Source organism: Promicromonospora noduliphila (assembly GCF_056951025.1).
Genome location: NZ_CM167806.1, coordinates 1,377,162 through 1,398,826 on the forward strand (window position 1 = coordinate 1,377,162; position 21,665 = coordinate 1,398,826).

Genomic DNA, 21,665 nt, shown 5'->3' on the forward strand with positions numbered 1-21,665 from the left:
CGTGCTGACGGCCGACGCGTCAGGTTCGCATCGCGCAATAGGCGTTCAGCGCGGCTTCGGCGCCTGAGCCCAACCAGTCTGGACTCGTTGCCCACGTGGGTGAGCGCAGGTCGTCAGCGACCTCTTCGCTCTTGTAAGTGTTCGATGGCGAGTGTGGTCATACCTCGGTGACGTTGCCGACCCAGGTCGAGAACCGCGCCAGCGGCTCGTTCGAGTGACGATGGGCTCTGACGAGCATCCGGGTGACCTCGCGGGTTGTCGGGTGATGGCGCGTCTGCTGGGGTGCGAGGTCGCGGGCCTTCCGGAGGCTGGAGAGAGCCTTCTCGTGGAGGCCCTGCCACAGGAACGCGCGGGAGAGGTCCATGTGGTGGTGGGCCTGGCGGGACTTCGAGAAGGTGGCTGGGAGCATCAGTCCACGGGCACGGTCGAGCGCGCGGGGTCCGTCGCCGAGTTCGACAGCGGCGGCAACGTCGTGCACGGCGACGTTCGTCGGGCCGAAGGCGAGGCTGCGCCAGAAGCCGTCGGACTCGGTGCCGAGGTCGTCAGCGAGGACGCGAGCCTCGGTGATGTGGCCATTGACGTCGTCGGTCCTGCCCGCGCGGCCAGCCAGGACAGCGGAGCGCAGGTGCAGGGAGCCGAGCATCCGAGCGTCGGTTCCGGAGCTGCGGACGAGCGCAGCGGCTGAGTCCATGAGCGCGAGGCCGGGCTCATAGGCGCCGATGCGCAGCATCGCTCCGGCGCGTGTGTAGGCCGCCAGAGCCGCGACGGCGGGATCGGACGAGCGCGGCGCCATCAGCGCGATGCGGTCGGCGGTGATGGTCGCGAGGTCGTCGTAACCCGTCTTGTGGGTCACGGAGTTGGCGACGTACAGAAGCGTGACGACGACGTCAGTGAGCCGCGCGGCCTCGTCCTTGCTGCTGGTGGAGTGCCAGGCGGCGAGCGTCTCAAGGAAGAGCGCCGGGACCTGGGTAGCGGCCTGGGCGTTCCGGTCCGTATTCCGGAGGATCGCGACACTGTGCGCCTCGCGCTCAAGGATCTCGACGGGCCGCGGTGCGGCGTCGAGGTCCGGGACCGTATCCCAGTACGCCAGCGCGCGTCGCAGTGGCGGCATGAGGGCGTGGATCCGGTCGGGCTGGTGGCCGTCGCGGTCGTACGGCTGGCCGGTCAGGGTCGCGATGTCGACGGTCAAAGCCTTGGCGACGGCCGCCACCAGGACGGGTGTCGCGTCACGCGAGCCCTGCTCGACCTTGCGCAGCAGCGACGCGGAGACGCGAGCCCGGTCCGCTAGCGCGACTTGGGTCAGGCCCTTGGTCTTACGCGCGATAGCGATGCGATCGCCGATCGACTCGTCATGCATGGTCATCCCCCGTCCGTCCGGCACTGCCAGGCTGTCCGGTGTCGAGACTACGCGGCCGGGTACCCGGCCCGGGAGCCCGATTTTCGAGAGCACTCACCTGGCGGCCGCAATCCTGATTGCTGGCTGTCGGACGTGCCCGGCTCGTGGGTGCCGGCTACACCCCGCCAGAGTTTCCAGCACCTCACACCCAACCGGACAGGTTCGTCGCACCGCCTGCTTCAAGCGCCGTCAGCATGGTGAGGACTTCCGAAACCGCATTCTCCTGATCCTCTCGCAGATCCGGCAATGGCTCGGAGGCGCTCGATCCTGAACGGAGCGTCACGCCACCGGAGGCGTCCTGTTCGGCGAAGGTCGGCCGCGGTGTTGCACCAGTGGCGTGCGAGACCGAGAGAACGGCCGGGTCGACGGAGGAAATTCCGAGGGACTCGAGCGAAGACGCCAGTGCTGGCCAACGGCCCCGTGGATCAGATGCAAATTCGTCGTAGCGGAACACACACGTGCTCTCAGCTGGCAGCCGGGCGATGTTGCGGTAGAAGCGAAGCCATAATTCGACACGCTCTGAAATGTCACTCCCAGCCCATTTGAAGCCTTGGTCATACGATCTTTTCAAGCTCGCGGATACTCCAGATATACCTCGAAAACATAGAAGAAATTGCGCCTCCGGGAGGGCTTCTCGAATCTCTTCGACTACGAGGAGGTTTAACGGGGAAGAATCACAACTGAATAGGGCATCATGTGCTGTTCTGTAGTAATTCCCGGTAGCTTGAGCAAGAAAATGTTGGTAATCCCTCTTGTGTGACGCGAGCGCGCGGCCCCAACGCAAATCTCTCCATACCAGGTAGAAGCCGGCTAGTTCGTCGAGGTGGTGAACTTCAGGCGAGCTCCCGAGCACGGCGCCCATCATCGAAGTGCCAGATCGCGGGCTTCCTAGGACGAATATCGGTTTCGACGGCCGCATTGCGCTCCTCCTGGATAGGCCTACCGGGAAATTGCAGAAATTGGCAGCATCTGTGTCAGGAGAATCGGCCGCGACTCTCACGCAGCACCTCTGCGATCAGATCGTGCCCAAGCTGCTCGTACTCCTCATGCTGGATCTGAAATCCCCAGGCCGCCGGGCCGATCGCCTCACGGACGCGGGCGCTGAACCAACCTGCTTCCTGCCGCGGGTCGGAGCCGTATCCGTCGAGAAAGGCTTCTTCGAGCCGTCGGTCACGGCTGAAGTACTTGGTGTGGAGGAACCAGAAGTCGGTCCAGGCTGGGCGGAGCATGGCTCGTCCGAAGTCGATCCCGGCGACCCGGCCCTCCCGAAGGATCCAGTTGCGCGGCTGCCAGTCGCCGTGGGTCGGGACGACCGTCACTGGTGGGGTCTCCAAGGCCTCCAGGAGCTCGCGGAGGCGGTCGACGACGTCAGGCGCGATCCGGTGGGGGTGATCGAGGCGCTCGGCGACCAGCGCGTTCTCCGTGGCTTCCCAGCCTGGATCGACGGAGGCGTACTGAGCGTGAAGCTCGCGGAGCATCGCGCCGGCCTGCTGGTGTATCGCCGGATCGTCCTCGTGGGGTGTGTCGAGGATCGATTCACCGTCGAGGTATCGGGTGACCAGGAGTTTCGCTCCGGCGTCGGCATGCTTGAGCTGTGGCGCGAGGCCCTTGGCCGTCCACGGTGAGGTCCACTCCTGGTGGGCGCGGATCTCGCGACGGACGCTGCGGTCGGCGTCGTTCCCGGCCTTGACCACGAAGGCGCCTTCTTCAGTCACGGCTTCGTAGACGACCGAGGCCTTCAGACCCTCGCTGCGGTCGTGCGTGACGATCGCTCCGGGCAGCCACTGGTCGAGCAACTCCCGTTGATCGACGCTGAGGCCAGCGGCGGTTCGGAGCGCAGCGTCAGATGGGCGCACGAGATCCATCGGCTTCCCCTCGATCGGTGCGGGCGACGATGTGTTCGTCGCCGCTCACACAAGACCGTATGGACCGGGGATCCGTTGCACGACGTCCTGGCTCCGAACCGGGACCGAACCTGTCCCGAACTTCGACGGTTTGGTACCCGAGCGGTGGTGGCTCCCGACGGCGCCTACTCGTCGTAGGCGACGGAGAGCACCTCGATGGACGAGTCGGCGAGCAGCGTGCGGAAACCGTCGATCGCCGCGTCGATACGTGCCGTGACGTCTTCGAGGTTGGCGCCGCGCGTCGAGATCGTTGCCTGCATTCGCACGTCAGGTCCGAAGCGCTTGGCGCGGGACTTGAGATAGACGTCAAGACCCGAGTGTGCGGCGTCGAACGCGGCCAGGGTCGAGGAGAGCTCGGACTCGTCATTCGTCGAGGTCACTATCGTCGCCGAGCGGAAGTAACCAGTTCCCAGCACGCGCTGAAGGTGCTCGCCCGCGGCGTTCGTCACGATCCACTTCAGCTCCGAGGGCACACCGGGGAGGTTCAGCACGGAGAGGCCGGCGCCGTCAGGCAGGGTGTGGTCGAGCCAGACGCCGGGTGCCGCGCCCACCTGGTTGTCCAGGGCATGCGCTCCGACGGGCAGCCGTGCCATCTTCGCGCGGGCCTCTTGTGCTGCGGGGCTGGTCGTGTCCGAGACACGGCCCTGCGCGGCCAAGGTCGCGTACCGGTCGGCCACGATCGCAGCGCCGGCCGCGTTCTCCTCGATCGGCAGCCCGAGCTGGGCGGCGACGGCCTCGACGGTCAGGTCGTCACGGGTCGGCCCGAGCCCGCCGAGCGTCACGACGAGTCGCGGCCGGGCGGCGAGGAGGAAGTCGAGACCGGCGGCGATCTCCGCGCGGTCGTCGGGGACGACGGCGGTGCGGACAACCCGGGAACCGCGGCCCTGGATCTGACGGGCAACCCACCCGCTGTTGGTGTCGGTGGTGGAGCCGTCGAGGATCTCGTTGCCGACGACGAGCAGGGCGACATTCACGTGTCATCTCTCCTGACGAGAAGGTAGGTGGAGGGCTGGTCGGTGTCCTCGCGCAACGCGTTCTGCGCGCCGAGTAGGAGTGCGTCCAAGCCGCTGGTGGCGACGATCGCCTCACGTAGCATCCGGACCTGGACCCACTCGTTGGGGCGAGCCGTAGTCATGCGGGTCCGAGCGGCTCGGAGGAAGCGCCACCCGTAGGCGTCAGTGATGCCGGGGTCGCGCCCCTCCTCGATGGCTTCCTGGATGTGACGGGCATAGCACCACATGATCTGCAGGGAAACCTCGAGCTCAACGAAACTCCCGACGGTCAGGCTTCGGGCAGGGTCCAGAGGGTGGTAAGCCACTCCCGACCACGACGAGCATCCCGTCGCGATGCCCGCCATGCCGATCGAGATCGCGCCGTGACGTTCGAACCCGGATGCCAACATGTCGTACTCGACCTCGGGACTCACCGGTCGGATCTCGGTTCCCGTCCGGTCGAGCAGCATCGAGAGATGCGCGGTGAGCCGAACTCCCGTGTCCCGGTGGCGCTCCTCCCAGGGGACCTGGTGCAACCAGTAGCCGGAGAAGACGTAGCCAGGGCGCAGGTTGGCCGGGTCGGACTCGCCAAGGAGCTCCGAGAGGGTACCCGCGACCCAGTCGGGATCGTTGCGGTGCGAACGGTGCCGCCAGTGCGCCAGCTCGCCAAGGGAAGAGACTTCGGGCGTCTGGACGAGGTGGACCAGGGCGACACCGCATGCCGACAGGTAGAGCGAGCACGCATCGGCGTTCTCGTGCCAGACCGGGGCGACCGACAGGTCCAGCCATGAGTCGGTCGCCGGCGCGCCGACCAGGTCGGCGAGGCGAGCAACTCGTTCGGCTCCGAGGAACACGGGCAGGAACTTGTGCGACTCCACCTCGAGACCGGGCGTCGGCTCCGGCGCTGTGCCATCCGCCGGGCGCTCGGTCCCGAGCGCTGCGACGAAGCGGGCTCGGGCATCGTCGTCGGCCCGCGCCAGCGCCGTGTCGAGCAGCCCCTGGGTCAGCGGCCGTTGCTCGTACTCGCGCCCACCGCGCTCCCACTTGGCTATGGCGCGCTCGCTGACGTCCAGCAGCTCTGCGAACTGCCGTTGCGTCAGTCGCATCGCTGTTCGGAGCAGCCGTGCCTCGTGGCCTGTCCACCGTTGGACGGTATCGCCCACCGTTCCCCCTGCCTGCGATGTCGGGTCGATCCGAGTCCGGAGTTCAGCACCAGTTCGGTGCGAGTACGGCGATCGTTCCGCATGCCGTGCCTCCAAGACGGGAGCGACACGAACGGTCCGAGATTCGCCATCTGTTCAGTCCTCGCGGGGTGCGGATGAAGTGCGGTCCCGGTTCGTCGTCAGGACATTCCGCGAAGCGGCTGCCGACGAGACGGTTGAGGGCATCAGTACGGTCCGCCTCGACACCAAGGAGAAGCCCGTGACCGCAGACCTCGATCTCCGCCCGCCCGACGCCGGTTCCGTGCCGGCACTGGACGTTGACGGCGATCTCCGCTCGGTGCTCAACGCGATCGCCGTCGGACGTCCCGTGGAGCCTGCCACGGTCGCGGCTTCTTTCCGCGCGGTCTTCACCATGCCCTCCCCCGCGCGGGACGTCGCGCTGGGCACCCTCATGGCCGAGGCGATGGCCACCGGCCCCACGGTGGAAGTCGCAGCCGAAGCGATCGCCGTCGCTCTCGACCTGGATGGCCGACGTCCGCCTGCGCCGGTCACCGCAGAGGGCACTCGCGTCGTCCTGCTCGCTGGGAGCGGCAAGAAGGGCGTGCGAACCCTCAACATCTCGACGCCGGCGGCCCTGGTCGCCGCGGCGGCCGGTGCGACGATCGTCAAGATCGGGTCGAGGGCGACAACGTCGGCCCTGGGCTCACGCGACCTCGCGCAGGCTCTCGGACTGCGCGAGCGCACCACGGTGGACGAGGTGCGCGAAGACGTCGCCGCCCGCGGCTTCTCCTTCCTCGCCGTCGAGTCGCACATCCCGACCCTCGACCGGCTCTACGGCGGACGTTTTCACGCCCCCAACCTCTTCTCGTTCGGCCTGGCGGCTCTTGCCAGCCCAGTCCGCGGCGACGTCACGCTCTTCGGCCTCGCACACCCGCGGGTCGACGTCGCCGCTCGTGTCCTCGCGAGGCTCGGCGAGAGCTTCGTCGAGGTCATCGGGACCCGACTCCCCGGCGGCCTCTACCTCGACGAGATCGGGCTGGATGGCGACCTCCTACGTGCCCGCGCGGAACCAGGGACCGATGGGAGTGTCGAGTCGATTCCGCTCGCGCCGACACCGGACATGTCCCTGCCGGTGCCCACCGGTGCCAACGAGGCGGTCCAGCGGACCCTTGACCTCCTGGCTGGCGCCGGTTTGCCCTCGCACCGCGCCCTCGTCGTGCGCAACGCCGCTCACCTACTCCTGACCAGCGGGGTCACGCCGTCGCGCCGCCGCGCGACGGTCCTCGCCGAAGAAGTCCTCAGCAGCGGCGCAGCGATGCGCCTGACGATGGGAACCTGACCATGACCCTGGATCCGACCATCCACTTCCTGCGTTCCGGCTACGAGCAGCGCGTCTCGCCGGAGTACTTCACCGACGTCGACGACGACGGCGTCACCTGGCAGCCCGACGTCTACCCCGAGGCACTCGCCCTCGCTCGGGCCCACGGCCGGGACACCGTCATCGACCTGGGCTGCGGCCGAGCTGCGAAGCTCGTCGCCCTCACCGCGGCAGATCCCACGATCGAGGTCGTCGGGGTGGACTACGGCTCCAACATCGCCTGGTGCCGCGACAACTACGAAACAGGCCGATGGATCGAGACAGACCTTGAGACGGCCACAAGCCTCGATCTTGCCCCGGAGACTGTGGCCCGGTCCGTGATCGTGTGCTGCGACGTCCTGGAGCACCTTGTCGACCCACGCCCCGCGATGCGGCTCATCTACAGACTCCTGAGCCAGGGCGCCGCCTGCGCCGTCCTGTCGACCCCCGCCAGGGACCGTCGTTCGGGCACCGGCAACCTCGCGCAGCCGAGGAACACCGCGCACGTGCGGGAGTGGGCGCAGGACGAGTTCCGGACGTTCGTCGAGAGTTTCCCCCTGAACATCGAGCGCGCCGAACTGACCCGCAGTGACGACGCGGGCGGCGGGCTGACCACCCAGCTCGTCGTCGTTCGGGACGCCGGGGCAACACGATGAGCATCCGGGTCGTGCACCTCCCCGCGAGCACCCCTTACGCGCGCAAGCTCGATGGCGGAGGTATCGAAGCCGTCAACGGACAGATGCTGCCCGGTGGCGCCACAGTGCCCACCGCGGTGTCGGCACGCTGGCTCCTGGAGCACCGGCCGCTGACCTGGGTCGACGTCGTCCACCTGCACCACGTGGAATTTGAGGCGATCGACGACATCGAACGACTCCTCTCCGAATGCCACGACGCCGGAGTTCGCGTGGTCCACACGGTGCACGACCTGCGTGCGATGTTCGGGTCGCAGGAGGCACTGGAGGAGCGATTCAGGATGCTCGCGAAGGCCGATGCGATGTGGGTGACGCTGACTCCCGGGGCTGCATTTGAGACGGACCGCGTCGTCGGCAGTTCCTGTCGTGCAACCGTGATCCCGCACGGCTTCGTCGTGCACCCCGACGACGTCATTCCGGCTGCCCGCCCCAGCGACGCACGGACGCGATACCTCCTTTTCGGGGCCATGCGGCCCAATCGCGAGCAGCTTGCGACCGTCGTGAACTGGTCCCTGGCGGCCCGGCCAGAGGACACCTTGCACCTGGTGATGCGCGGGATCAGCCCGGCCCACCTCGCCAACCGCGACGACGTGTATCGACTCGTCGACACGGTGCGTAGCGACTCCCGGATCGACGTCACCATGCGCGGCTACCCGACGGACGCGGAGATCACCACGGCGGCCCACGCCGCCGATGCGCTCCTGCTGCCCTACCTGTGGGGAACGCACTCCGGTCAGCTTGAGCTGGCCTTCGACCTCGGGCTCCTGCCCGTGGTCTCGCGCGTCGGATACCTGCACCAGCAGCACGAGCGGGTGCGACACGTCGTCGAGGAGCCAATCTGGTTCAACTGGACCGACGGCAACCCCTACGCCTTCGGCGAGCGCTTCGTGGAGGCGCTCCAGGCCGTCCCCGATCGGGCCGCGCAAGCGTCCCGGTGGGACCGCGAGGACTTCGCCGAATTCCGGCGCACCGAGCACGAGGAGATCCTCGCGGCGCACGTCGCGGTCTACGAGGTGCCGGCATGAGCGTCCCGAGCGTGACGATCGTCGTCATCAACCACAACTACGAGCGCTACGTCGGTGAGGCAATCCAGTCTGCCGTTACGCAGGAACCGGGCGGATACCGGCTCACCGACGTCGTGGTCGTTGACGACGGCTCGACCGATGGCAGCGAGAACGTCTACGCGATGTTCCCCGATGTGCGGATGGTCCGGCAGCAGCATCTCGGCTTTCCGACCGCGCTGACCCGGGCCGTCACGGAGGCCTCCGGCGAGTGGGTGGCACTGTGCGACGCCGACGACGCCTTCGAGCCGCACAAGCTCCGCACCCTCGCGCCCGTCCTGGCCCGTCAGGAGATCTCCTTCATCCAGCACGCTGAGCATGTCGTCGACTTCGGCGGCCGGCCCTTCGCCGAGGGTGTGCACCCTGGCGGTGCCACGAGCACGCTCGTCGTACGCACCGCGCATGCCCGTGACCTGCTGCCCGCGACAAACGAGCTCTTCTTCCACGTCCTTGCCGATGTCGGGCGCGGTGTCGTCCTGGGCGACCCGCTGACCCGGTATCGCGTCCACGCGGGGAGCATGACCGACCGCATCACGCCCGGCGTCTTCGCCGAGTACGTGGCGCATGTCTGTGATGACGTTGCCGCGCGGCTCGATGCACTCACGAGCAGCCCACCGTCCTGGGCGCAGGCGGCAGAGCTCGACCGGCTCCGGGGCGTCTACCGCGATCGAGCCGCCACGTACCGAGCCGATGCCATCAAGCAGATCGAAAGAGGGGTCCTGCGATGACGAACGCCGTCCTCTTCTCCGAGCCGTACTACCGCGACGTGGTCGCCGAGCACGGCTACACGACGCTCGACCTCGACCAGTTCGGCTTCGCCCTGGCCGGGCTCGATCCTGCCACGCTGAATGCGCGCTACCTGTGCCACCATCAGGGCGAGCGGTTCGCCGCGACGCCCGTCGAGCGCCGGGCCGTGACCACCGGCTTCGGTATGTCCGGCGCCCCGCACATGGCGACGGTCTCGCACATCCTGAAGATGATCGAGCTCCAGCGCGGCGGCGAGACCTGCCAGATCGTTCTGGGCGACCTCGATGCCTACAACGGCAAGGCCCGCACCTTTGCCCAGGTCACCGAGCTGGCCGCGCAGTTTCGCGAGTACGCCGTGCGCCTCGGCTTCGATCCGCGGCGCGGCATCCTCCGGACCCAGGTCGGGCACCTGCCGACACTCGAGTCCATGTACCTCCTCGCCCGGTACGTCGATCAGCCTGACTTCGACGCCGCCGAAGAGGCCAACCACGCCTACTACGCGTCGCGCGGCCTCGTGGACGACACGATGACGTTCCGCCGCAGCATGTCACTCGCGCTCATGGCCGCCGACTTCGTCGTGCTCGGCCAGGAGCACGACGCCGTGCTGGTGCTGCTCGGGCTTGACGAGCACAAGTACGTGCGCTTCGCACAGGAGGCCCGGCGACGTATCGACCCGGACGCGCCGCTACGTGCGGACTTTTCTCTGAGCGCCGTCTACACGCGCATGGTTGACGGGTTCGGCGGACACCCGAAGTTCTCCAAGTCCATCGCGGGCTCGTCGATCGACGTGGGCACCCCGCCCAGCCAGGTCCGCAGACTGCTGCAGGACGAGCCGCCCGTCCCCGAGACCAGCGTGACCTATCAGCTCATGTGCCAGATGCCCCGCTACGACGCCGACCGGCTCGCGGTGTTGCACGGACACTGCCTTGAAGGCGGCCTGCAGTGGCGGCGCGAGGTCGACGACCTGGCCGACTACCTCACGTCCCTCATCGACCTGTGGCCACGGTGACAAGGCCCTTCATGACGGATCTCGAACCGCAGCCGAGCGGCCCCACCGATAGGCTCTGCCAGCACGAACTCACCCACAAACTTCAGGAGCAGACGACCATGACCCGCCTCGCCCAGTCCGTCCAGACCGCCACCACGCTGCTGCGCGGAGCGGACCTGGCCGACTATCAGGCGGTCACGGACCTGCTCACCGAGACAACGGCCCGCCGCACGATGGACCTGTCGGACCTCTCGCCGACCGAGCAGGCCGAGCTGATCGCAGCCCGCACCCAGCAGCTCCAGCCGTCCACCGCTGCGCTCGCCGAGCGCGTCGCCAAGGCTGCTGCCGAGGATCGGAGGTTCATCGCGAAATTCGGCATCGACCCGACCGGCTCCGAGGTCCACCTCGGCCACTCCGTGCCGATGATGCTGCTGTCCCGGTTCCAGCGGATGGGCCACCAGGTCGTCTTCATCGTCGGCGACGTCACCGCGAAGATCGGTGACCCCTCGGGGCGGTCCGACGAGCGCCCGGCGCTGACCGACGAGGACATCGCCCGGAACCTGGCGACCTACAAGGACCAGGTCACCCCGTTCTTCGACTTCTCGCACGCCCAGTTCCGCTACAACGGCGACTGGCTGCGCGACGTGAAGCTTCCGCAGATCATCGAGATCCTCGCGAAGATCCCGGTCTCTATGCCGTTGCAGCGCGAGGACTTCCGCAAGCGGCTTGAGGCTGGCCATGGGCTGTCGATGGCCGAGCTGATCTACTCCGTCGTCATGGCCTTGGACTCGGTCGAGATCGACTGCGACCTGGAGATCGGCGGGATCGACCAGTTCCTCAACATGCAGATGTGCCGCAAGGTCATGGAGATCAGCGGCCAGACCCCCGAGATCGTCGTGGCGACCTCGCTCATCGAGGGCACCGACGGCACGGGCGCGAAGATGTCCAAGTCGCTGGGCAATTACGTGCCTGTCGCGGCTCCGGCCGGCGAGATCTTCGGCAAGCTCATGTCTGTGCCGGACCGGCTGGTCGAGCCGTACTTCCGCGCACTGTCCGAGTGGACCGACGCTGAGCTCACGGTCGTCACCGAGCGACTCGGGGCGGGAACCCTGCACCCGATGGACCTGAAGAAGATCCTTGCGGGCGAGGTCACCGCTGCGATCCACGGCGTCGGCGCCGCGATGAAGGCCCGTGAGGAGTTCACCGCCCAGTTCTCGAAGCGCACCTTCGGCGATGTCTCTGGCCTCCCGGTCGTGGTGGACCTCCAGGTACCGGTCACCGAGATCGTGAAGAGCCTCGGATTCGCGAAGTCGAACGGCGACGTGCGTCGTGTCGCAGAGCAGAACGGACTGCGTATCGTCGTCGAGACCGATGGTGGGCAGGAGCAGACGACGCTGACGCCAGAGGACGCCCGCGAGAACCTGGCGACGGTGCTCGCGGGGATCGACACGGCTGCGAGCGAGGTCTTCCTCAAGGTCGGCCGCAAGCTGGCCAAGGTCGCCGGCTGAGTCGATGGTCGACGGTGCCGAGGGGAAGTTCCGGGCCGTCATCTTCGATCTCTTCGGAACTCTGGTCGCGGCGCCGACCGCAGTCGAACGCTCCTCGGCGGCAGCCGTTCTCGCGGCTGCCGCCGAGCGACCAGCGGCGGATGTCGTGGACTACCTCCGAGAGTCCTGGCAGATCCGTCACGACGGCACCTTGACGACGGTCGAGCAGCTCAGTGCCCACCTGCTGGTTGAGGTCGGTGGCGAAGCACCGAAACTGGACGCGGTCATGGAGGCCTGGAGACACCTTGCCCCTCGACGGCTGCGTGCCGATCAGGCTGTGCTTACTGTCCTCGACGCGCTGTCGGGCGCTGGCCTCGCAGTGGGGCTGCTCAGCGATGCGAGCCCGGAGATCGTCGATGCGTGGGCTCCGAGTGACCTCGCACCGCGCTTCGGCAGTGCCGTCTTCTCGTGTGCTGCCGCTGCGATCAAGCCCGACGAGTCTCTTTACCGGCGGACGCTGAGCGAGCTCGATGTCGCCGCCACCGACACCCTGTATGTCGGCGACGGCGGCGGTGACGAGCTCCGGGGCGCAGAACGTCTCGGGATGACGGCAGTGCGCGTTCGACGCCGGGGAGGCGAAGCCGCTCTGTCCTTCGGCGAGCATGACCGGTGGAACGGCAAGACCCTCCCGGATGTCGAGGCCGTCCCCGCCTGGATCGGAGTGCAGCGATGAGAGCGTGGGAAGTCCACGACGGCGTTCTTGCAGTTCGGGAAGCGCCTGACGTAGCCGCGAGACCAGGAGAGAGTGTCGTCACAGTAAGTCAGGCCGGAGTGTGTGGTTCTGACCTGCCGAAGCTGCGTGCCCCGCGCTCGTTCGACCTTCCGTCGCAGTGGCGGCCTGGCCACGAGATCGTCGGAACGACCGCCGAGGGAACTCTCGTCGCGGTTGACCCGCTCGTGCCGTGTGGGATGTGCGAGGTCTGTCTCGATGGCCGCACTCACCTGTGCTCGGGCCTCCGACGGATCGGATGGGATCTCCCCGGTGGGCTCGCCGAACAGGTCGTGGCCCCGGTGGGGAACCTCCACTCGATCGTTCCCGAGAATGCGTCAGTGGCTGTGCTCGCCGACCCAATGGCCGTCGCGATCCACGGACTGCGTTGTTCCAGCCTGGGGCGACCAGGTCGGCTCGCAGTCGTGGGTGCTGGGACGGTCGGGTTGCTGACGGCAGCGTACGGCGCGTTGATCGGTTGGGACGTCACCGTCGTTCACCGAGGCGCCAACCTCGATGAACGCGCCGCCGGCATCAAAGCCCGGCTCGTCTCTCTCGACGAGGCCACAGCGTCGACTCCTTGCGACGTCGTCGTGGATGCCGCTTCCGGATCGTCGCCCGCCCCGCTGGCCCTCGCACTGGAACTGGTACGTGATGGCGGCACCGTCGTTGTCCAGAACGCCTACCATCCGGGCATTCGTCTCGGGACACCGCTGCGTGACATCTTCCGCCGATCCGTTCGCATGGTCGGCTCGTTCTCGTTCTGCCGCCACGACGGGAACGACTTCAGTCTTGCCCTTGCCGCCCTCGCGAGCTCCCGCGCAGTCCTTGCACCGCTGCTCATGGACGTCGGGGGTCTCGAAGCCCTCACATTAACCATGGATCGTGCCGAGGAACGTCGTCGGCTCGTGGTTCACCCGCGCAGGGGTGGGACTACAGGCGGATGATCTCGACGGTCGCTCCCACCCGAGCGACGAAGACCCTCTGCATGCCGTGCCAGGCGAGAGCGCCGATCGTGGTGTCGCCGCCCACACCCAGGAGCACCCTCGCGGCGCCGTGCTCCTGGACCGTACGCAGGAGCGGCCCGATGGCCAGGACGCGGCCGGTGTCGACGACGTCGTCGACCGGGTCGATCCCCCGCGCCTGAGCCGCCGCGCGCAGCGACTCCGCCGAGCGTTCGACCGTCGCGGAGGAGCCGGACGGGACCCATGCCACGACGACCGTCAGGACGGTGTCGGTTGCGGATCCGTTCGTCAGCGTAGCCATGTCGTCTTTCCGTCGTCGGCCAATGCGGGGTCTCCTTGCTGCGCGGGCCGAGACCGTGGGGCGCGGTCCCGGCCCGCTCCCGCCTCTAGGTGGCGGGGCCTCGCGGCAAGCCAGGTCCGGGCTGGCCCACCGCGAGTCTGAGCCGGTCAGGGACCCATGACCGGCAGCTCGTAGAGTGCTGGACTTTGCGCTTGTCCGGCTTGGCCTTGCAGGACGCGGTCGGCGGTGCCGGCACGCGCCGCGCCGACGACGACGCACACGGCCCCATGAAGTGCGAGCTGCTGGCCAAGTCCCTGGCTGGCAGTGGCGAGCGTCGCGTCGGCAGGCACGAGGACGACGTTTGCGCCGTGGTAGCGGGCAGCCTCGACGACCTGGGCGATGGTGAGGGCGTCCCGATCATCGGGTAGGAGGTGCGCGAGTGTGTAGCCCTCGACCCGTGCGTAGTTCGCGACGGCCTCCTCCTGGCGGACGCGGGCCTCGTCGTCAGAGGCCGCGAGGTAACCAACAGCGATCGGAGCTGGCGCGGTCACGAACCTGCTCCGTCGCGGTTCGAGTGGTGCTAGTTCATCGCTTCCCCCTCGATGCCTGGGCGGCGACGCCGTCCGTCCGGTCCCGGCCATCGAAGTCGAAGGCCCACGTTCTACGGTGGCCCCTGGGCAAGGGGCCGGAGTGACACGTCCGTGTGTCAGACCTTCGACGAGGTGGCCACACCGGGACTGTCGGGGGTAGTCGAGGACCGGTTATGCGACGCATGCTCCCTAGACTTGCCCTCGCCCCTCCATTCAGGGCGGGGCCTCTCACGAGCCCCTACGGGAAGGTTCACGCGTGTCCGACGTCGTGGCGATCAAGGACCAGGTGGAGGCGGCCGTGCAGGCCGCCCTGTCCCGGGTGCTCCCAGCCGAGCTGGCCGGCACCGACCCGGTGGTCCGACGATCCGACCGCGCCGACTTCCAGGCCAACGGACCACTCGCGGTAGCCAAGCGCGCAGGTAGGGCGCCCAGAGACCTCGCCGCCGCCGTCGCCGAGCAGCTCCCGGCGCATGGCATCGATGCCGAGGTCTCCGGGCCGGGGTTCCTCAACCTGACCGTTGCCGACCGACCGGTCTGGCAACAGGTCTCCGATCGACTGGCCGCCGACGACCTCGGCCTCAAGCAATCCCGGCAGGCCGAGCGGGTAGTGGTCGACTACTCCGCGCCGAACGTGGCCAAGGAGATGCATGTCGGCCATCTGCGCTCCACGATCATCGGCGACACCCTGGCCCGGGTATTCGCACGCCTCGGTGCCACCGTGATCAGGCAGAACCACGTGGGCGACTGGGGCACCCAGTTCGGGATGCTGATCCAGTTCATCGACGAGCACCCCGAGCAGACCTGGCAGGGCGAGGCGTCCATGTCGGCCCTGGATGCCCTCTACCGTGCCGCGCGGGCGGAGTTCAACGCGGACCCGCAGTTCGCCGACCGGTCCCGGGCCCGCGTCGTGCAGCTCCAGGCTGGTGATGAGGCAACTCTGGCGACGTGGCGTGATCTGGTCGCGGAGTCCGAGGCCGCGTTCCAGGCCGTCTACGACCGGCTCGGCGTCCTGCTCACCCTCGACGACGCCGACGGCGAGTCCCGCTACAACGCCGACCTGCCCGGCGTCGTCGAGGCACTGGTGGCGCAGGGCATCGCCATCGACTCCGGTGGTGCCCTGTGTGCGTTCACGGACGGCGTCGTCGGCCCGGACGGCGATCCCGTGCCGTTGATCGTGCGCAAGAAGGACGGCGGGTTCGGCTACGCCGCCACCGACCTGGCCACCATGCGGCTGCGCGTCGACGAGTACAAGGCCACCCGCATCCTCTACGTCGTCGACGCCCGCCAGGCTCTCCACTTCAAGATGGTCTTCGACGTCGCCCGCCGGGCAGGCTGGCTGCCCGACGACATCGATGCCGTCCACGTCCCGTTCGGGACCGTGCTCGGTGCGGACGGCAAACCGTTCAAGACACGCGACGGCGGCACCGTCCGGTTGAACGACCTCTTGGACCAGGCCGTGCAGCGCGCGCGTGTGGAGATCTCCGAGAAGGACCACGCGCTGAGCCCGGACGAGTTCGAGCACGTCGCGCAAGCGGCAGGAATCGGCGCCGTGAAGTACGCCGACCTGTCCAACACTCGCACCAAGGACTACACCTTCGACATCGACCGGATGGTCGCGCTCAACGGCAACACCGGCGTCTACCTGCAGTACGCGCACGCCCGCGTCCGGTCCATCCAGCGCAAGGCGGCTGAGAACGGAATACCGACGGGGCAGCCGATCGACGCAGAACTGCCGCTACATCCCGCCGAGCGAGCACTGGCCCTGACCCTCGACGAGCTCGGATCAACGCTCAACAGCGTCGCCGAAAGCCTCGAACCCCACCGCCTGTGCGGCTACCTGTTCGACCTGGCCCGCACGTACACGGAGTTCTACGACCAGTGCCCCGTGCTCCGTGCAGAAGACCCTGCCGTGCGCGCCAACCGCTTGGCACTGTGCGAGCTCACCGGCCGCACCCTTGCGGCCGGACTCGACCTGCTCGGCATCGCTGCACCCGAACGGATGTGACACCCGGCATCGCACCCCAACGATTCGCCCCACCCACGCGTGACCAGTCATAGGCAGCGCGGGTGAACGCTCCCGATGACCTTCGGGCCTGCGCGAATGAGGTGAGCTCCGGCCCCCGGCCGGGTCACACTGCCTGAGTGTCTCCTGGATCGGAGACGGGAGGAGCGTGAGCCGGATGAACTTCGGGGTGCTGGGTGAGCTGGGCGTGGTCGCCGACGGCGGTCCGATCACCATCGGCTCTCCCAAGTCGCGGATCGCCCTCGCCCTGCTCGTCCTGCGGCGCGGCGCCGTCGTCCCGGGGGCCGACATCGCCGAGGCACTCTGGGGCGCCGCCACGCCGTCGAACGCGCGGAAGTCGACGCACGTGGTGATCAACCGGCTGCGCAAGACGCTGGGGTCGCTGGGCGACGTCGTCCGGACCCGGCCGGACGGCTACCTGCTCGACGTGCCCGGCGACAGCACCGACGTCGGCCGGTTCACGCGCTGGCTGAACGTCGCGTCGAGCGCCCGGGACAAGAGGGACGACGACGAGCTCGCCGCGCTCGGCCATGCTCTGGACCAGTGGCGCGGCGACGCGCTGTCCGACGTGTCGAGCGAGTTCCTGGACGCCGAGCGCGCCCGCCTGACCGAGCAGCGCCTCATGGCGATCGAGCGGCACCACGACCTGCTGATCACGGCGGGCCGGCCCGCGGACATCGCGGCGCTCCAGGACCTGTGCGAACGCAACCCCCTGCGGGAGGGCATCTGGTTCCAGCTCATCCGCGGCCTGAGCGAGTCCGGCCGGCGCTCGGAGGCGCTGAGCGCCTTCGACCGGCTGCGCGGCCATCTCGCCGCCGAGCTGGGCGTGGAGCCCGGCGCGGCGCTGCGCGAGCTGCACGCGCGGGTCCTCGCCGGCGAGGACCCGGCGGCGGGCGCGATGAGCCTCGGCGTCGTCGTGCCGCGGGCCTCGCCCGTGGTGCCCCGCCAGGTGCCGCACGTGGCCGGCTTCGTGGGGCGCGGCCGGGAGCTGGAGCGGCTCGACGCCCTGGTGCCGGAGAACGCGGGCACCGGAGCGTTCGACACCGCCGGCACCGGAGCGTTCGACACCGCCGGCACCGGAGCGTTCGACACCGGCACCGGCCCGTTCGACACCGCGGTCGTCGCCATCTCCGGCCAGCCCGGCGTCGGCAAGACGGCGCTCACCGCGCGCTGGGCCCGCCACGCGGCCGACCGGTTCGCCGACGGCCAGATCTGGCTCGACCTGCGCGGGAGCCGCCCGGGCGCGGCCATGTCCGCCGACGAGGCGCTGCAGCACCTCCTGGCCTCCCTCGGGGAGCCGGCGTCGGAGACGCCCGACACGACCGAGGAGCGCGCCGCCCGCTACCACTCGCTCACAGACGGCCGCCGTCTGCTCGTAGTGCTGGACGACGCCGCGAACAGCGAGCAGGTGCGCCCCCTCCTGCCGGGCTCACCGGGCTCGATGGTCGTGGTGACCAGCCGCTACCGCCTCGACGGCCTGGTGGTGCACGAGGCGGCGACGGGTATGGAGCTCGACGTGCTGCCGGCGACCGACGCCCGCCAGTTCCTGAGCCGCCGCCTCGGCACCAGCCGCCGTCTTGGCACCGTGCAGTCGGGGGACGAGGCGACGCTGCTCGACGAGATCGCCGGCCACTGCGGGCGGCTCCCGCTCGCGCTGGCCCTCGTCGCGGCCCGGGCCGCGCGCCGCCGTCAGGTCGACCTGGGCTCGGTGGCGGCCCAGCTCCGGTCCGGCCATCCGAAGCTGGACCAGTTCACGGTGGGCGCGGACGCGCCCAACCTGCGCACCGTCTACTCCTGGTCGTACGACTCCCTGTCGGCGCCCGCGGCCCGGCTGTTCCGCCTGCTCGGCCTGCACCCGACGGCGGAGCTGTCGATCGAGGCGGCGGCGAGCCTCGCTGGACTGCCGGTCGAGCACACGAGCCGGCGGGTGTCCGAGCTGGAGTCGGCGCACCTGGTCGCGGTCGTGGACGGCGGCCGGATCGAGCTGCACGACCTGCTGCACGCCTACGCCAGGGAGCTCAGCGCGGGCCTGGACAACCGGCAGGCCATCCGGCGGCTCTTCGACCACTACGCCCGCGCGGCCCGCGCGGCCGTCGAGCGGCTGGGCGTCCAGCCCGCGACGGAGGCAGCGGCGCTCGACAGCCCGCGCGACCTGCGGGGCGTCACCGTACCGGCCATCGGCTCCGGCCCCGAGACCCAGCGGTGGTTCTCCGCGGAGCACGTGAACCTCGTCGCCGTCGTGCAGCTCGCGGGGGACCTGCGGCACGACGCCGAGTGCGTGCGGGTCGGCGTCCTGGCCACGGAGCTCCAGGAGTGGAACGGGCAGTGGGGCGAGGCGATCCGCACGCAGGCCGCCGTCCTGACCTCTGCCGTGCGCGGCGGCCTGGACGAGGTGGCGGCCCGGGCCGAGTTCCACCTGGGCAAGGCCGCCCAGCGCCGGGGCGAGCACGTGCGGGCGCGCGGCCACTTCCTGCGCGCGGGCGCGCGGAACCGCGAGCTCGGACGCCTCGCGGGCATGCCGGAGGTGCTCCTCGGGCTCGGCGCCGTGGCGGAGTCCCAGGGCAGGTGGGACGAGGCGCTCGAGCACGACCGCCAGGCGCTGGAGCACGCCAGGACCCTCGGCGACCGCAAGGGCGAGGCGCGCGCGCTGAACGCCGTCGGCTGGGACCTCGCGCACCTCGGAGACCTCGACCTGGCCGTGACCTGCTGCGAGAAGGCGCTCCGGCTGGCCGAGCAGCTCGACGACCAGCGTGCCGCGGCCGCGGCCTCGGACAGCCTCGGCTACTGCGCGGCGCAGGCGGACGATCCGAGGGGAGCCCTGCGCGCCTACCAGCGCGCGGCGCGGATCCGGAACGAGATCGGCTACCGCAACGGCGTCGCCAAGGTGTACCGGGCGATGGGCGACCTGCACGCGCGGCTCGGCGAGGAGGCCGCCGCCCGGCGCGCGTGGCGCGCGTCCCTGGAGATCCTCGACCGGTCCGCCCCGCTCGCGGCCGACGCCGAGCGCGAGCGGCTGGCGGACCGGTACGGCGTCACCGACCTGTGAGGGCGGTGGCCAGCCCGGCGAGCGACTGCCCGGCCACGGCCGGGATGGTGACGCCCTGCAGCACGTCGAGGTCACCGGCCGCCGGCGCGCTGCCCATGGCCCCGCACAGCGCGCCGACGAGGGCAGGCAGGCTGTCCTGGTGCCGCGCGATGGTGAGGGACAGCGGCAGCGCCTTCTCGTGGTCGCCCTGCGTGACGGCGGTGAGGGCGATCGCGAGGGGCAGCGTCTCGGCGACCGTGCCGGGGTGGCTGTAGGTGCGCGGGGCGAACCGGGCCACGAGCCCCGGCACCGCGGCGAACGGGGTCGGTGCATCGTCCGCGATCCGGAGGGCGTCGCGCACGCCGTCGGCCAGCCAGTCGTCGACGGCGAGGTCCGCGGCCACGGCGTCGAGGGCCTCCCGGACCGACGAGCCGTCCAGCAGGTAGCGGACGAGCCCGGCGAACACGGCGGCCGCGTGCACGCCGATGCCGTCGTGGGTGATCTCGGCGTACCGGCGCGCGAGGTCGGCGGCGTCGGCCGGGTCGTCGGTGGCGATCGCCGCGGCGAGGGCACCCGGGAGGGCCGTGTCGTCGTAGAAGGCGGGGTTGTCGGCGCCGGTGTGCGGCGGCCGGAGCCCGGCGGCCGCGTTGAGCAGCGCGGACCGCTGTGCCGCGCCGGTCCAGGTGTCCGGGGTGTCCACGAGCGCGCGCCACGCCTCGAAGAGATCGGCGGCCTCCCGCGTGGAGGAGTCGAGCAGCACGCGGGCGGCCACCGCGAACGTCTCGGCGTCGTCCGTGGGCACGAGCGGCGGCGAGTCGACGGCGGAGAGCACGAAGGGCACGACCGGCCGCAGCACGCGGGACTCGTCGAGGTCCTGCGGCCCCTTGCGCAGCATCTGCCGCACCCAGGGGTCGCGGATGGTGCGGTGCTCGCTGGCCGGCGCGCCGAGGGCGTCGCCGAGCGCGAGGCCGTGGACGGCGCCGATGGCGCGCGCGAGACGGTCGTCGGTCACGCTGTCGGTCATGCTGGGGCCTCCTTGCCGAGGGGTGACTCGGAGCTCATGACCCCGGCCGCGCGGTCGCGGGCCGCGCGCTCGACGAGCGCGTCGGCCAGGTCGATGAGGTCGGTGCCTGCCGTGGCCTGGATGCACTGGCCGGTCACGGACCGCACCTGGTCGACGTGGGCCGGGTCGAACGCGCTCGCGCCGTGCAGGGCGCCCGCGACGGCGCCGGCCATCGCGGCGATGGTGTCGGAGTCGCGCCCGATGTTGACGCCCGACTCGATGGCGCTCGTCCGCCCGTCGTTGGCCCGCAGCAGGCCCATGCACAGGGCCACCGCCTCCGGCGCGACGTCGGCCCACATGTAGTGCCGCAGCGGGATCGCCTCGAACAGGTCCTCCTCGGCCTGCTCCGGGGAGCCGGCGCGCGCCGCGAGGTCGAGGGCGCGGTGGGCGGTGCGGTAGGACCAGGAGTCGGTGGGCAGGGCCGCGAGCATGGCGTCGAGCACGGGGTCGATGGTGTCCTCGACCATTGCGGCGGCGACGCCCGCTGCGATCGCCTGGGCGCAGTAGACGCCGTCGCGCGAGTGGCTGACCTGGGCGTCGGCGAGGGCCATCCGCCGGGCGAGCACCGGGTCCCCCGCCGCGTAGACGCCGATCGGCGCCACCCGCATCGCGGCGCCGTCGCTCCAGGTCTCGGCGTTGCGCTGCCCGCTGGTGGGCGGGTGCATGCCGGCGTCGAGGTTGGCGATGGCGATCATCTCGCTGAACCCCGCCCGGTTGAACCCCTCGCGCTGCGTGCTCAGGGCGTCCAGCCACGTGTCGGCGACCACCTGCGAGGTCAGCCCGGCGCCCGCCGCGAGCACACCGCGGGCGCACAGCACGGCGTACTCGGTGTCGTCGGTACCCGCTGCGTCCGGGTCGACGAAGCCGCGCACCCGGCCCCACTTCTCGCGGATGGCGGGAAGGGTCATCCCCTCGGTCGGCGCACCCATCGCGTCGCCGATCGCGAGGCCGAGCAGCGCTCCGCGCGCACGATCGTTGGTCATGGTTGTCTGCTCCTTGGCACCCGTCCTCCGGCGTGTGCCTCGGAACGTTACGTTTTGCATGGATCCAGCACCTGAGCATCGTCGACATCTCGGTGTTTGCGCAGGTGTTTGCGCTTGTGTCTTGCATCACAGGCTGCTGTTGGAGGATGATACTGCAAAACCTTTTGTGCGCATCTGAGA

General features: G+C 69.7%; 19 protein-coding genes and 2 pseudogenes. 11 read left to right on the forward strand and 10 right to left on the reverse strand.

Features of this window, described 5'->3' with window-relative positions:
• Positions 1-157: 157 nt before the first annotated feature.
• The 6 genes and pseudogenes from AC0QU1_RS05940 to AC0QU1_RS05965 all read right to left on the reverse strand — a co-directional run bounded on the left by AC0QU1_RS05940 (position 158) and on the right by AC0QU1_RS05965 (position 5,455).
• Positions 158-1,363, reverse strand: a complete 1,206-nt coding sequence (locus AC0QU1_RS05940; RefSeq protein WP_483575126.1) for a helix-turn-helix domain-containing protein — start codon at positions 1,361-1,363, stop codon at positions 158-160.
• 175 nt (positions 1,364-1,538) lie between these two features.
• Complete coding sequence (locus tag AC0QU1_RS05945; RefSeq protein ID WP_483616576.1) at positions 1,539-1,850, reverse strand: hypothetical protein; 312 nt, start codon at positions 1,848-1,850, stop codon at positions 1,539-1,541.
• A 6-nt stretch (positions 1,851-1,856) separates the two neighbouring features.
• A pseudogene (locus AC0QU1_RS05950) lies at positions 1,857-2,315 on the reverse strand (sulfotransferase family protein); the annotation flags it as partial.
• Positions 2,316-2,370: 55 nt separating this feature from the next.
• Positions 2,371-3,261, reverse strand: coding sequence for an aminoglycoside phosphotransferase family protein (locus AC0QU1_RS05955; RefSeq protein ID WP_483575130.1), 891 nt, complete (start codon positions 3,259-3,261; stop codon positions 2,371-2,373).
• A gap of 164 nt (positions 3,262-3,425) precedes the next feature.
• A complete protein-coding gene (locus AC0QU1_RS05960; RefSeq protein ID WP_483575131.1) occupies positions 3,426-4,274 on the reverse strand; it encodes a competence/damage-inducible protein A in 849 nt (282 codons plus the stop codon).
• Positions 4,271-5,455 carry a helix-turn-helix domain-containing protein gene (locus AC0QU1_RS05965; RefSeq protein ID WP_483575133.1) on the reverse strand — a complete coding sequence of 395 codons (1,185 nt, stop codon included), beginning with the start codon at positions 5,453-5,455 and terminating at the stop codon, positions 4,271-4,273. The genes AC0QU1_RS05960 and AC0QU1_RS05965 overlap by 4 nt, the downstream gene beginning before the upstream one ends.
• Positions 5,456-5,714: 259 nt before the next feature.
• Between AC0QU1_RS05965 and AC0QU1_RS05970 the strand changes: the two genes are divergently transcribed.
• The 9 genes and pseudogenes from AC0QU1_RS05970 to AC0QU1_RS06010 all read left to right on the forward strand — a co-directional run bounded on the left by AC0QU1_RS05970 (position 5,715) and on the right by AC0QU1_RS06010 (position 13,503).
• A complete protein-coding gene (locus AC0QU1_RS05970; RefSeq protein ID WP_483575135.1) occupies positions 5,715-6,794 on the forward strand; it encodes a hypothetical protein in 1,080 nt (359 codons plus the stop codon).
• A 2-nt stretch (positions 6,795-6,796) separates the two neighbouring features.
• A complete protein-coding gene (locus tag AC0QU1_RS05975; protein WP_483575137.1) occupies positions 6,797-7,468 on the forward strand; it encodes a class I SAM-dependent methyltransferase in 672 nt (223 codons plus the stop codon).
• Positions 7,465-8,529, forward strand: a complete 1,065-nt coding sequence (locus AC0QU1_RS05980) for a glycosyltransferase family protein (RefSeq protein ID WP_483616409.1) — start codon at positions 7,465-7,467, stop codon at positions 8,527-8,529. The genes AC0QU1_RS05975 and AC0QU1_RS05980 overlap by 4 nt, the downstream gene beginning before the upstream one ends.
• A gap of 11 nt (positions 8,530-8,540) precedes the next feature.
• Positions 8,541-9,293, forward strand: coding sequence for a glycosyltransferase family 2 protein (locus AC0QU1_RS05985; protein ID WP_483575141.1), 753 nt, complete (start codon positions 8,541-8,543; stop codon positions 9,291-9,293).
• A complete protein-coding gene (locus AC0QU1_RS05990; RefSeq protein ID WP_483575143.1) occupies positions 9,290-10,321 on the forward strand; it encodes a nucleotidyl transferase family protein in 1,032 nt (343 codons plus the stop codon). Before AC0QU1_RS05985 ends, AC0QU1_RS05990 begins: the two co-directional genes overlap by 4 nt.
• Positions 10,322-10,419: 98 nt before the next feature.
• Positions 10,420-11,808, forward strand: a complete 1,389-nt coding sequence (gene tyrS, locus AC0QU1_RS05995; RefSeq protein ID WP_483575144.1) for a tyrosine--tRNA ligase — start codon at positions 10,420-10,422, stop codon at positions 11,806-11,808.
• A gap of 4 nt (positions 11,809-11,812) precedes the next feature.
• A complete protein-coding gene (locus tag AC0QU1_RS06000; RefSeq protein ID WP_483575145.1) occupies positions 11,813-12,520 on the forward strand; it encodes an HAD family hydrolase in 708 nt (235 codons plus the stop codon).
• A pseudogene (locus AC0QU1_RS06005) lies at positions 12,517-12,819 on the forward strand (alcohol dehydrogenase catalytic domain-containing protein); the annotation flags it as partial. The gene AC0QU1_RS06000 and the pseudogene AC0QU1_RS06005, both read left to right, overlap by 4 nt.
• Before the next feature lie 78 nt (positions 12,820-12,897).
• Complete coding sequence (locus AC0QU1_RS06010) at positions 12,898-13,503, forward strand: hypothetical protein (RefSeq protein ID WP_483576814.1); 606 nt, start codon at positions 12,898-12,900, stop codon at positions 13,501-13,503.
• Here the strand turns inward: AC0QU1_RS06010 and AC0QU1_RS06015 are convergent.
• Positions 13,490-13,822 (reverse strand): hypothetical protein, encoded by a 333-nt coding sequence (locus AC0QU1_RS06015; protein WP_483575147.1) that lies wholly within the window; start codon positions 13,820-13,822, stop codon positions 13,490-13,492. The genes AC0QU1_RS06010 and AC0QU1_RS06015 overlap by 14 nt on opposite strands.
• A 146-nt stretch (positions 13,823-13,968) precedes the next feature.
• Entirely contained in the window at positions 13,969-14,352 is a 384-nt protein-coding gene (locus AC0QU1_RS06020) for a hypothetical protein (RefSeq protein WP_483575149.1), read from the reverse strand.
• A 295-nt stretch (positions 14,353-14,647) separates the two neighbouring features.
• Between AC0QU1_RS06020 and argS the strand changes: the two genes are divergently transcribed.
• Entirely contained in the window at positions 14,648-16,396 is a 1,749-nt protein-coding gene (gene argS, locus AC0QU1_RS06025; protein ID WP_483575150.1) for an arginine--tRNA ligase, read from the forward strand.
• A 175-nt stretch (positions 16,397-16,571) separates the two neighbouring features.
• Positions 16,572-19,460 (forward strand): AfsR/SARP family transcriptional regulator, encoded by a 2,889-nt coding sequence (locus AC0QU1_RS06030; RefSeq protein ID WP_483576639.1) that lies wholly within the window; start codon positions 16,572-16,574, stop codon positions 19,458-19,460.
• Here the strand turns inward: AC0QU1_RS06030 and AC0QU1_RS06035 are convergent.
• Together AC0QU1_RS06035 and AC0QU1_RS06040 are read right to left on the reverse strand one after the other, a co-directional pair.
• Positions 19,447-20,463 carry an ADP-ribosylglycohydrolase family protein gene (locus AC0QU1_RS06035; RefSeq protein ID WP_483575151.1) on the reverse strand — a complete coding sequence of 339 codons (1,017 nt, stop codon included), beginning with the start codon at positions 20,461-20,463 and terminating at the stop codon, positions 19,447-19,449. The two genes, AC0QU1_RS06030 and AC0QU1_RS06035, sit on opposite strands and share 14 nt — an antisense overlap.
• Entirely contained in the window at positions 20,460-21,485 is a 1,026-nt protein-coding gene (locus AC0QU1_RS06040; protein ID WP_483575152.1) for an ADP-ribosylglycohydrolase family protein, read from the reverse strand. Before AC0QU1_RS06040 ends, AC0QU1_RS06035 begins: the two co-directional genes overlap by 4 nt.
• Positions 21,486-21,665: the final 180 nt, after the last annotated feature.